We start from the raw sequence: 13,005 nt of genomic DNA, 5'->3' as shown, positions 1-13,005 counted from the left end.
ATTTGTTATGAAGAAATAAAGCATTACTTTGATGAAAATGATAAATTTGAAGAGATTAATAACACAGAAGATTATATAAATATTCCACGAATTCCGTATAATGTTCGATTTCATGATTATCAAATTAAAGCAATAGAGAATTGGAAAATAAATAAATATACAGGAATTTTTGATATGGCAACAGGAACCGGAAAAACTTATACTGGACTTGGTGCAGTTGTAGCTTTGTCGGAATATGTACATAATCAGCTTGCGGTTATTATAGCGTGCCCGTATCAACACTTAGTTGAACAATGGGTTGAAGACATAAAAAAATTTAATATTAAACCTATCATAGGTTATAGCAACTCCAGGCAAAAAAATTGGAAATCTTTATTAGAGAATGCTGTTAGAGACCAAAAATTAAAAGTTAAAAAAAGAGATTTTTTTTGTTTTATTACAACTAATGCTACTTATTCTACAGAGTTTGTCCAAAATCAAATTAAGAAAATACGCGGTTCAGCGCTTTTAATAATAGATGAAGCTCACAATTTTGGAGCTGAAAGTTTGAGAAATTTACTAAATAATAAATTTCAATATAGACTTGCGTTATCAGCTACTTTAGATAGACATTGCGATGAAGAGGGTACAGCCTCACTGTATAATTATTTTGGGACAAAATGTATTGAATATACATTAGAGCAGGCAATTGAAGAGGGAAAATTGACAAAATACAAATATTATCCAGTGATTGTTACGTTGGAGGATGAGGAGCGAGAAAGGTATGATGCATTAACAATCCAAATCCAAAAATGTTTTATAAAAAACAAAAGAGGGAAGTTTGCACTAAACGAAAAAGGAAAACGTCTTGCTTTAACTAGGGCTAGGCTGGTTGCGGGAGCTGTTAATAAGCTTGCTGCTTTGGAAAGGGAAATTTTACCCTATATTCACGATAAGCATATTTTAGTATATTGTGGTGCAACAACTATAACAGATTTTAACCAGGACTATACAACTATTGAAGAAGAAGAGTTGAGGCAAATTGATGCGGTAACCAGTATATTGGGTAACAAATTGAATATGAAGGTTTCTCAATTTACCTCTAATGAAGATATAGAGGAGCGAGTGATTTTAAAGAATGAATTTTCAAAAGGAGATAACTTGCAGGCATTAATAGCCATTAAGTGCTTAGATGAAGGTGTCAATATTCCTAAAATAAAGGTGGCTTTTATCTTGGCTAGTACGACAAATCCTAAAGAATATATTCAACGAAGAGGCAGAGTTTTGAGATTGGCAGAGGGAAAAGACTACGCAGAGATATATGATTTTATAACATTACCACGAAAGCTAGAAAAAGTTCCATCACTTACAGAAGAACGAATGAAAAGAGAATTGACATTAGTTAAAAATGAATTATCCCGTGCTAAAGAGTTTGCTCGTTTAGCCATGAATGGAAGTCAAGCCAATATAATTATTGATGATATTATTGAGGCTTATGATTTACAAAAATATGATATAGAAAATTGGGAGGGATTTTCTGATGAGTACAAAAGTGAATGAAATTGTGATGGTTAATGGAATTGAAGTGGATACGGATAAAGCTCAAAAGATGATGAGAAAGATAATTATTAATGAAAAAAAGAATCTTAGTACAAAAGAACTTGATAATTTAAAAATGATTAGAAAAATCAAGAAGATGATAGAGGAGGAAGTGGAATGTTACTAAAAGAGATGAAACTTCGTGATTTTCGTCAGTTTAGAAATGAACAGTCCATCCAATTCTCAACAGATCCTGATAGAAATGTTACTATCATCATGGGGGAAAATGGATCGGGAAAAACTACTTTAGCGCAGGCATTTACGTGGTGTTTATATGGAGACACAGATTTTGAAGATACAGAAGTGCTCAATAAAATTAAAGCACAAGAAATGGGACCTAATCAGGAATGCATTGTAAAGGTAGAGTTACTGTTAAGACATTTAGATGTAGATTATACTATGATTCGTGAGCAAAAATATACAACAGATTCTGTAGGAGGGTTAAAACGCCCTAATAATACAATTTTTCGAATTGCCTACAAGAATGTGGATGGGCAAACAGAATTTATCAAGGATACTGAAACTGAATTTAGAATGAAGGAGATTTTACCCAAGGAACTATCTAGATATTTCTTTTTTGATGGAGAACGAATTGGAAATATGAGTAAAGAGATTAGAAGGGGAAGAAGTCCTGAATTTGCTGAGGCTGTTAAAAGGCTCTTGGGGCTAAGTGCATTCTCAGCAGCATTAGATCATCTTAATGGACGTTCTCAGAATTCGGTAATAAAAAGTTATGAAAAAGATTATGATAGTAAAAGTGACAGTAAGATTTCGGAATATACAAATGAAATGGATCGATATGATACTCGGTTACAGGAAATTGATAGTAGATTAGTAGAGATTGATAATGAACGATTAACAGTAAGTGATAAGGTAAAAGAAATAGAACAAAGGATTTCAGATAATAAAGATAGTGAAAAATATGCACAAGAGCGTATAAAACTAAATAAAAAATTGAATGGTTTGACTATTAGTAAAGTTAACAATACTGTGGGTATTATTCAGTTGCTTAATAATAGGGTAACGTCATGGATGTCACAAAAATTAATATATGATGCACTACAAGAGTTGGCAAGTTCAAATAAAATAGATACAGGAATTCCAGATATACATGCAAGAACTGTGCAGTATTTAATTAAGCGTGGTACATGTTTATGCGGTCGAGAGATAGAATTTGGAAATGATGCACATAAAGAGTTAATGAGACTGCTAGACTATATTCCGCCTCAATCAGTTGGAACTATTATAGGTCAATTTATAAGGGAATGCGAGTTGAAATCAAAAGCCGCAGATGGTACATTTGACGAATTAAGTGAAAAATATTCCATTGTTAGAAATTTTGAAAATGATTATGACGAGGTTTTACATCAAATTGAAAGTATAAATAAAAAGCTTGAGGGAATGGCAAATGTTGGTGAATTACAAAAAAGGTATACATATTATAATACAGAATTGAAAAAAATGGATATAGAGCATGACCGATTAATAGAAGAACGAGGTAAGCTTCAAACCAAGCGAGAACGTTGTGAGACTAATATTAATGAATTAAGTTTAAAAGATGAAAATAATAGGAGAGTTGCACGGTTTAAAGCATATGCGGTATATATATATCAACAGTTGAATGCAATATATAAGGAAAAAGAGCAAGAAACTAGAGAAAAACTAGAAAAAACAGTTAATGAAATATTCAAGGAGATTTACAATGGGGGATTTTCGCTTTCTCTCGATGAAAAATATAATATTCAAGTAACAGTGGATAATTTTGATGGATATATTGGTGACATTGAAACATCAACTGCACAGAGTATTTCTGTTATTTTTGCATTTATAGCAGGGGTGATAAGATTAGCTAGAGAAAATGATACTGATGAAAATGCAATGTTGCTTACAGAGGCATATCCGCTGGTTATGGATGCGCCGCTTTCTGCATTCGATAAAGCCCGAATAAAAACTGTATGTGATACATTGCCAAAAGTAGCTGAACAGGTGATTATATTTATTAAAGATACTGATGGCGAAATTGCGGAAGAGAATATGGGTAATAGAGTTGGAGCTCGATATTTATTTGATAAAATTAATGAGTTTGAAACACAATTAGCGGGGAGATAAGCTTATGTTTGATAAAGAGTATTCTTTTAAAGGTCAACACGCAGAAAAGGTTATTAAGTTAACTGCAAAATTCGATGAAAAAAATCAATTATTCAAAAGAAACTTGGATGTTTATCTTATGGCACCAATTGTAGGATTTTTGTACAATAGCAAAGCACCATTGGATACGGGAGAAACGACTAAAATATTCCCGCAGCAATTAACAGAAGCGTCAGAAGATCTACTTTTTAACTATCGTTTGATTATGTTGCTTAATAGAAAGAGGGAGCTAACAATCGAAGAAAGAATTGACAAGGCTTTTCGATACTATGGAAGTAATAAGGCAAAATCAGATGAAGATATTTTTGAAGAGTATGTTAGAGGTGGCGTAGATATTTTATATGAAAAAATAATGGCATCTGCTACTAAGCCAGAAGATTATATAAAGAACCTATATGACTTTATGGAGGAGATTGACGAGAGATACAATCAGGAGCTAGATACAGATAGTATTAAAGAATTATGTTCTCTTGCCAGAAAGTAGACAATGCATGATATACAAACTGTAGAGAAAAAACTTTTTGCTCAATATCAAGTAAAAGGAATATTGTCAGAAGATGAAATTATTAATATATGTATTGAGGAAGATTTAGATTTAACGGAGATAGATAGATTATGTGGTAGACTTATATCTAAGGGTGTTATTATAGGCAGTAAAGAATTTAATAAAGTATCATCTAGTAATAATATTATAGACAAAAGTCAGATAGACTATGGGATTTTGCAGGAGAAAATAGCAACTGAATATCCATCGATGAAGACATTAATTGAGTACACTAGTCAAATATTACCACCTCAGACGAAAGAATGGAGATCATTGATTGTACCGGCGCAGCAGGGAAATATTTATGCCAGGGAGCGTATTGTTTTAATGTATCTAAGAACAGTATTGAAGCAGGCCTACAATTTTGCTAAGTTGTATTCTTGTGACCTGGAAGAGGTATTTCAGTGGGGGGTTATTGGGTTAATAACAGCAATTGATAAATATGATGTGTCTAGTCCAGAGACGTTTGTTTCATATTTTCCTTTGAGGGTTAGACAGACGATGCAGCGAGAGGCTTCATTTAATAATGTACTGTTTTATTTTCCAGCGCATTTTAAAGAAAAAGTTTTTCCTGTCATGGAGTGCATCCAAGCGTATGACTGTGGCGAAAATGATATTGTAACGGCCATGAATTATGTTCAGGATGAATTAAGATGTAATATTGTCAGTAATGAAGAAGAGCTGAAAAAGATACTACTGTGCTTGAGTCCTCCTATTGAGTTAAAGGAAGAAACAGCAGAAATTGATGTTTGGGAGGAGTACATACGGGTTCAATGTTGTTCTACAGTTATTAATAAATTATTTGCACAACTGAAAGAACGGGAATTAGATATTATAATGACTCGCTATGGCTTTATTGATGGAGAAGAAAAAACGCTTGAGGAAGTTGGGGCTAAATTTCGCGTGACACGTGAGAGGATAAGGCAAATAGAGTTGAAAGCAATTAAAAAAATGCAGGTGTATATACAAAACAATCATATAAATTTGGAGGACTTACTATTATAAAAGTCGATAATCATATGTTATTAAGGCATTATATCAGATTTGTATAACGTATGGGAAAATACAAATGTGGGTGGTGACAAATTATGTCCGAAATAGTTGATATGTGTAGACGTCAAAAAGAAACAGAAGTTGTTTTTAGTTTGAATTATGATAAATGGAGAGACTTTGATGATGAAATAAAATTATTAGTTGATTCTGAATGGAGAACAGTCAAATTTTTAGATGAGAAAGGTGATTTGCACGAGGAATTAAAAGAAATTCCAGCCGATAAAGGTGGAATCTACATATTTATATTAAATCCAAACATAGTGCCTGGTGCTCATACATATATTATGTATATTGGAAGAGCACAATATACATCAAATAAGAATCTTAGAAAAAGATGTAGAGATTACCTCAGAGATATGAGGCCTAAAATAGCTACTATGCGTGAAACTTGGGGAAAAGAATTATATATAAAATATCTTCCTTTAAATGATAATGAGACAATTAGGAAGGTTGAAAAAGAGTTAATTAGAGTAATCATTCCACCATTTAATGATCAGATTCCGGATTTGTATAAAGCACCTAAGAAGTCAGCATGGGGAGGATAAATATATGAAGTTGCCAGCAATAAGAGCACAAATTGGAATATGGGTATATTATGTTTCTGCTTTATCATTTGGAGATGTAAGTAAATATGTAAAAAGAGTTGACGATGAGTTGCATAAATCTAGTTTATTGAGAGAAATGTTACAAAGAAGTATTACAGAAAATTATAAAAGTATCTCGGAATATATTAATACTCAAAATGAACGTTTTTTTAATGCTTTAATATTAGCTGTATATGATGGTGATCCTGAGTGGCATGAAATAAGGGTAGAATATGATGATGACGAAGAATTTGTTGATTTAGGGATTTTAGAATTAACTGGAGATGAGAAAATCTTTCCGGTTGATGGACAGCACAGAGTAGAAGGAATTAAGCATGCGCTTATTAATAATCCTGATTTGGCTACAGAAAAGATCCCTGTGGTTTTTGTCGGACATAAAAAAGATGATGAGGGCATGCAACGTACTAGAAGGATGTTTAGTACATTAAATCGATATGCAAAGCCAGTATCAATGAGAGATATAATTGCGTTAGATGAGGACGATATCATTGCTATAGCTTCTAGAGATTTGATTGATAACAATCAGATGTTTGGCGATAACAGAATTCTTGATTCAAAAACAAAAGCAATACCGGATACAAACACATCAGCATTTACAACTATAATTACATTTTATGAATGCAATCGAGAATTGTTATGGATCATGGTTAATGATATGGAAATATTTGATTTAGAGGGAAAAAAAATAAGGGGGAGTAGCAAAATTAAATATTATATCCGTCATAGACCAAGTGATGAGGCTATTAATGAATTTACGAAATTATGCAATGAATACTGGAGTAGTATTTTCGATATGTTTCCAAGCTATTCAAAGAGTGATCCTGCCGATGTTGGAGCACTCCGAAATAAAGAAGGAGGGAATTTAATATTTAGACCTGTATCTTTGATTCCATTTACAAAAGCCATTGTACGAATAAAATTAGAAACGGGAAAATCATTTTCGGAGATTCTCAATGGCTTTGAAAAGAGTATAATGTGTATTCAACATCCAATATGGAAAAATGTTATATGGGATTCAGAGCAGCAGGTCATGGTTATGAATCATCAAAAAGTAATAGAGCTTATGATAATATATATTTATGATAGAAAAATGCTGACTGAAAATGAATATAAGAAGCTTATGCAGGATTGGTCTAGTATTAGACAAATTTATGAAAAAGAAACGATTGGTTCAGTAATTGATGAGTTAATTCAAGAAGATGATTGGGAAGTATAAATGTTTGCCCTCCCGCTTGCGCAAACACCCCTCGGCATGCGCACCCCTCCATTCTTCAACGTTTTTCAGCCGTCATCCAGTTCAAATCGAGTTGGTATATTGTCCGTGAGTTCTGTGAAGGGGAATGGAAAGCCCTTGGGTATATGATATGACCATGTCTGGTAGATTGAGTTTACCATTGATCGCCTTTCTCATATCGGTATATCCACAGGCAAGGTAGATATTTTCTGCCCGTGAAAATTTCACCTGACATTTGGAAACAGACAGGATTGTGGACTGTATAAGGGAATTCAGAGCATCCACCGGGATTTCAGTAAATTCTATTAGTGCAGGACTGGATACCGTGAATGCCGTTGTTGGCGATCCGGATAACTTTCTTGGAATGTTTTCAATTGCCAGTTTTTGAATTTTTGAAAGCCAGTAATAATAGCATTTCGGCTCAATACCGTTATCTTCACACCACTGGCGGTTAGAAAGTCCGCTGTGTCTGCTACGATGAATGATGTCCAGCCATTTCTGGATGTTTATGTAGGATTTTCGAGGAAAATTCGTTCATAGTATCAGGCCTCCGTTTCTTAGCGTTTTAGGAGCTGCTCCCAAAACGCTAAAAGTTGGAAACCTAATTATGATGGATTTTATAAAAAATGAATCCACTACATTATTTGACGGTTATGTTTTACTATACAAATGTCTGATTTCCAATCGTTTTTTGTTGTAGAAGCGTATGTAATCCTAAATTACATATTGTTGAGTGGCATTATCGATAAATTTTATACTTCTAAATATATTTCAGCCGTGATGATTCCCTCAAAAGCTTTCCATCAGTACCATTGTCAATGCAATACCTGCCCCATAATATGGCGGTCTGTGGACGATTCGCTGCCTGACTTGCGGCAGCCGCATGCAGGGCCATTTTAATGAAAGTCAAGATGTATATGATATGCGGGCTTTAACAGAACTAATTAAGCATTAAATTTACGGAAATAAGCAGCGGTAATAAATGAATAAATCCGATAAAGATTAACCGAAGCTGCTGAATACATATTTATTTTAAATATAGGGCGAAAAACTGTTAAATGATTTTTCTGCTCTATATTTTTTTGAGTATATTTGATATAATAGTTAAGTTGGAATTATATCATGTATTTGTTTGATGAATAAGGAATTTACAATGGAAAAAATAAAGGCAGATATTCATACACACACAATAGCAAGCGGGCATGCCTATGGGACAATTCGCGAAATGGCGCGGGCGGCAGCTGATCAGAACCTGCAGCTGCTGGGGATCAGCGAGCATGCTCCAGGCATTCCGGGAACGGTGGATCCGTTTTACTATCGCAATCTTGAAGTGATACCCAGAGATCTGTTCGGAGTTCACATACTGCATGGGTGCGAAATTAACGTATTGAATGACGGAAAATTGTCTTTGGAGCAGGAATACATCGATATGCTGGATTATGCCATAGCCGGAATTCACCGTCAGTGCTATGAGGATCAGGGCAGGGAAAAAAATACAGAAAACCTGATCAAATGTATGCGAAATGAGAAAGTACATTTTGTCTCTCATCCGGATGATGATCATACGCCGCTGGATTATGAAAAACTGGTACAGGCGGCGGGAGAGACAAAGGTAGCGTTGGAGGTTAACAACAGTTCGCTGATTAAGAAAGATAGGCGATTAAATTGTATTGAGAACTACAAGACTATGCTCTATTACTGCAGTCTGTTTAGCGTTCCTGTAATCATTAGTTCAGACGCCCATGATCCAAGTGGTGTAGGCGTCTTTAATCTTGCTTGGAATCTTCTTAAAGCTCAGAATTTTAATGAGGATTTAATATTAAATACTGATATCGGAAGGCTCATGGACTTTATCCATACATAATATAACGAAAAGAAGGAGGGGCTATGAAAAAGAAGTTTGCACCCATAATATTAATAGCAGTACTGTTCCTGTCCGGCGTATGGTCACTGATGTCAATTCTCAGTGTCCAGGGAAACGCCCGTATTATTAACTATACCGGCGTTATCCGCGGGGCTTCCCAGTTGCTGATCAAACAGGAACTGCATGGGGATCCGAACGATGCATTAATTAACCGGCTTGACAGCATTATAGAGGAATTGATGACCGGAGAGGGGAAGAACCACCTTACGAAACTATCGGACAGGGACTACTTAGAGGCAATGAGTGTTTTTAAGGAAAGCTGGTTAGAGGTTAAAGACGAAATACAAAAAGTCCGTCAGGGCGGAGAGGAGGAAAATCTCTACCGGTTGAGTGAGGACTTGTTTAAAAAGGCTGACCTGGCGGTATCCGCAGCAGAAGAATATACGGAAAAGCAGGTCGCCAATTCTGTGAAGATATTTTTAGCCCTTTTTACGATCATTGCGATTGGAATCTGTTTGTTTGCAGCCAATGAGATCCGCCATCGCCGTAAGCTGAAAGTAATCGAAGATGCTGAAGCAAATAATAAAAAAGAGAGGGAACAGCTGGAAAAAATGTCCGAAGCGCTGCGCACCTCTTTAAACGACATGTCGGAACTTATGTATGTAGCGGATTTAGAGACGAATGACCTGCTTTTCTTTAATGAAGCCGGTCTGAAGAACTTTGGATTGGATTCCTATGAGGGAAAGAAGTGCTATAAGGTGCTGCGTGGACGGGATAATCCCTGCGAATCCTGCAGAGCTCATGTATTGCCGGATGGAGAGACCTACACATGGGAGGATAGAAATCCTGTTACAGGGCGTCACTATATGCTGAAAGACCGTGATATTTTATGGGAAGGCCGGCCGGCAAGGCTCGAGATCGCCTTTGATATTACAAAGGCGGAGGAGGAAAAGCAGAGGCTCAAATATACGCTGAAGACAGAAAACATAATCATGGAGTGTGTACGCACGCTGTATCAGGGACAGAGATTTACAGAGACAATTCCCAAAATTCTGGAGAGCCTTGGACAGTTTCTGGAAGCGGAGCGAAGCTACATATTTTTAGTGAGAAATGGGCGCGCTTACAATGATTTTGAGTGGTGCAAAGACGGTGTAGAGCCGCAGAAGGATAATCTGCAGGACCTGCCGCTGTCGTTTTTTGACAGCTGGATGCCGCGTTTTAACCGTCGGGAATGTATTCTGATTACCGACCTGGAATTGATAAAAGACAGTTCGCCGGAGGAATATGATATACTTAACAGCCAGAATATTCATAGTCTGGTGGCGGCTCCACTGGAACGGGACGGGGAGTTCTGCGGTTGTCTTGGCGTAGATAATCCGCCGCAGGAGCATTTGACCTACATCAGTACCATGCTGCAGACATTATGCTATTTCCTGATGCTTTCCATTAAGCGTACAGAGGATGAGGAGCAGCTGGCGCACCTCAGTTATCACGACACGCTTACCTCTTTTTACAACCGCAACCGCTATATGAAAGATTCCGAAGTCTTACAGAATTCGAACTTACCAGCAGGAATTATATATCTTGATGTTAATGGGCTTAAGGATTTGAATGACAAAAGAGGACATGCTTATGGAGACAAAATTCTGAAAGAAGCGGCAAACCGTATGAGAGAGGTATTCAGCAAGGCAGACTTTTATCGTATCGGCGGTGATGAATTTGTTATTATCTGCAAAGACATTGATGAGCAGACATTCACGGAACGAGTGCAGGTGTTAAAAGAGAGATTCCAGTCAGACACCGTCTGCCGGGCAGCAATCGGAAGCCAGTGGTCCGCGCATCTTCATGACATGAACGAAGTTACTTCACAGGCGGATGCACTGATGTATGAAGATAAAAAGGAGTTTTACAGAAAGAATCCGACTTCAAACCGTTACCGCCATCAGAGCGACGAACTGCTGGAACTGTCGAATCCGAATATTCTGGAATCCGAAATTATAAAAAATCGTTTTGTAGTTTATATGCAGCCGAAAGTATCATCGGATGACCGTACGGCAATCGGCGCAGAGGCTCTGATCCGCTATCATCCGAAAACGGGGTCCCTTGTCCTTCCAGGAAACTTCCTGCCTCTGCTGGAAGAAACACAGACTGTCAGCCAGATTGATTTCTTTGTGTTTGAATCTGTATGTTCCAGAATAAAAAAATGGGTGGATATGGGCAAAGAGGCATTTCCCGTTTCTATGAATTTTTCTCAGCATACCCTGGCTGAGGCCTCTTTTGTGAAACAGCTCAGTGCAGTGTGCGAAAAATACAACATATCGCCGCGCCTCCTGGAAGTGGAAATTGCAGAAAATGTTCTGGGATCCGAGGAATATGACTTGTATACGCTGATTCGTCAGCTGCATCAGGCCGGATTTATTGTAGCATTGACAGACTTCGGCACGAAATCAGAAGATATCAGCCTTCTGTCCTCTGCGGATTTTGATGTTCTTAAGTTGGATAAGGCGATGATTGTGGATGTTTCCAGGAATCCGGAAACCAGAAACTTCATAGCCTCAGTCGTTGAGACATGCCGCAAAAGGGGAATCCGACTGGTTGCAGAAGGAATTGAAACGGAAGAACAGATGGATGAACTACGCAAGTGCGGCGTTGAACTGTTGCAGGGCTTTTTATTCAGCAAGCCTATTTCCATGGAAGAGTATGAAGAGAAATATTTATCGAAGCAGCCTTAAACTCATTGAAAAAAGAATGAACAGGCCCCCTATGAATTCACATTGCCATAGGGGGCCTGTTTTCGATTTTATGATTTTTAACTTCAGTCAGGTTGTGATACCTCCCACGACATGAAAGCGTTTCAACGGTTTCCCAGCATAGTTAATTACCTGGCCCAGAGTATCAAAAAAGGTACAGATATCACATTCTGCTCAGAGCTTGCGGCCTGAGCTTTTCCAAGCGCGCTCTTCATTTAAATCTGTTTTGATTCTGCTATCCGTCAATTTCTGAGGTAATATCCATAAACAGCTGCATTAACGGGCTGATCCATTTGTTTTTGTGGTGGCCGCAAACAGCGGATATTTTTGCATCCGTTATCTCCGTCGCTATTTCAACCAGTTCTCCGCTGTCTAGTTCCTCCTGCACAGAAAATTTTGGAAGAAATGTAATTCCAACATTATTTTTAACCAGGTTCTTGATTGTAGGAATGCTCCACAATTCAATTGTGTGGTCAAGAATGATCGATTTTTTACAGAGGTACCGTTCAAATATCTGACGGAATACGCAGCTGGGTTCGTTGATAATCAGCGGAATCGGAATTACTTTGTCAGGCGTTATAAAGTCTGGGAACTGGTTTCGGATTTCGGGAGAAGCCACCAGTATGACGGGATAATCGCCCAGAGGCAGAGTCGTAAGATTGGAACCAAAACCGCCGATATCATCATAGAATACGCCTAGATCCAGGGTGCCGCTAAACAGTTCGTCACGAATATCATAGCAATTCATAGACCGCAGGAACAGCCGTGCCTTTGGCGCTCTCCTGTGAAATTCTTTTAAAGCGGCAGGGAGTTTGTAGCAAAGCAGCGTTTCGCCGACACCAACGCGCAGATCACCCTGACATTCAGCCAGATTGTCTTCAAAACAACGCAGCTTTTCCACAGACTGAAGTACCTCATTTACATAGGGTACCAGATGCTCGCCAGCCTTTGTCAGAACCATGTTCCGGCCTATTTTTTCGAAGAGACTGGCAGACAGTTCCTGCTCCAGCTGCCCGATTTGGAAGGTAATCGTGGATTGGGTATAGTTTAACTTTTCCGCAGCTTTCGTAAAACTCCCCTCGTTGACTATTGTCCGAAACGTATTCAGATACTTAAATTCCATGGCGGCCTCCTTGTAAATACTTTTATATAATTGAAGTTTGGATTAAAATACTTTAAATTGATAAAAATATTATCCAGGTGTATTATACCCATAAATAAGGAGGAAT

The 13,005-nt window shown here is 37.3% G+C and carries 10 protein-coding genes; 9 read left to right on the top strand and 1 reads right to left on the bottom strand.

The window, feature by feature from the left end:
- The 9 genes from DXA13_RS16790 to DXA13_RS16750 form a co-directional block, all read left to right on the top strand.
- Positions 1-1,539: DEAD/DEAH box helicase family protein (locus DXA13_RS16790; RefSeq protein WP_118246205.1), on the top strand; the 1,539-nt coding region annotated here is incomplete at its 5' end.
- Positions 1,520-1,705, top strand: coding sequence for a hypothetical protein (locus tag DXA13_RS16785; RefSeq protein ID WP_054348706.1), 186 nt, complete (start codon positions 1,520-1,522; stop codon positions 1,703-1,705). The genes DXA13_RS16790 and DXA13_RS16785, both read left to right, overlap by 20 nt.
- Positions 1,696-3,687 (top strand): AAA family ATPase, encoded by a 1,992-nt coding sequence (locus DXA13_RS16780; RefSeq protein WP_118246204.1) that lies wholly within the window; start codon positions 1,696-1,698, stop codon positions 3,685-3,687. The genes DXA13_RS16785 and DXA13_RS16780 overlap by 10 nt, the downstream gene beginning before the upstream one ends.
- 4 nt (positions 3,688-3,691) lie before the next feature.
- Complete coding sequence (locus DXA13_RS16775) at positions 3,692-4,210, top strand: hypothetical protein (protein ID WP_118246202.1); 519 nt, start codon at positions 3,692-3,694, stop codon at positions 4,208-4,210.
- A gap of 3 nt (positions 4,211-4,213) precedes the next feature.
- Positions 4,214-5,275, top strand: a complete 1,062-nt coding sequence (locus tag DXA13_RS16770; RefSeq protein WP_118246200.1) for a sigma-70 family RNA polymerase sigma factor — start codon at positions 4,214-4,216, stop codon at positions 5,273-5,275.
- A gap of 83 nt (positions 5,276-5,358) precedes the next feature.
- Positions 5,359-5,868, top strand: a complete 510-nt coding sequence (locus DXA13_RS16765) for a hypothetical protein (RefSeq protein ID WP_118246198.1) — start codon at positions 5,359-5,361, stop codon at positions 5,866-5,868.
- Positions 5,869-5,872: 4 nt separating this feature from the next.
- Positions 5,873-7,144 (top strand): DNA sulfur modification protein DndB, encoded by a 1,272-nt coding sequence (locus DXA13_RS16760; RefSeq protein ID WP_118246196.1) that lies wholly within the window; start codon positions 5,873-5,875, stop codon positions 7,142-7,144.
- 1,171 nt (positions 7,145-8,315) lie between these two features.
- Positions 8,316-9,026 carry a phosphatase gene (locus DXA13_RS16755; RefSeq protein WP_118246194.1) on the top strand — a complete coding sequence of 237 codons (711 nt, stop codon included), beginning with the start codon at positions 8,316-8,318 and terminating at the stop codon, positions 9,024-9,026.
- Between the two features lie 23 nt (positions 9,027-9,049).
- Entirely contained in the window at positions 9,050-11,758 is a 2,709-nt protein-coding gene (locus tag DXA13_RS16750; RefSeq protein ID WP_118246192.1) for a sensor domain-containing phosphodiesterase, read from the top strand.
- 253 nt (positions 11,759-12,011) lie between these two features.
- On the opposite strand, the gene DXA13_RS16745 is transcribed toward DXA13_RS16750, so the two are convergent.
- Complete coding sequence (locus DXA13_RS16745; protein WP_118246190.1) at positions 12,012-12,899, bottom strand: LysR family transcriptional regulator; 888 nt, start codon at positions 12,897-12,899, stop codon at positions 12,012-12,014.
- Positions 12,900-13,005 lie beyond the last annotated feature (106 nt).

It is taken from the genome of Clostridium sp. AM58-1XD, from assembly GCF_003464085.1.
GTDB lineage: Bacteria > Bacillota > Clostridia > Lachnospirales > Lachnospiraceae > Lachnoclostridium_A.
Note: the sequence above shows the minus strand (reverse complement) of the source record. Positions and strands in the feature narration are given on the sequence as shown.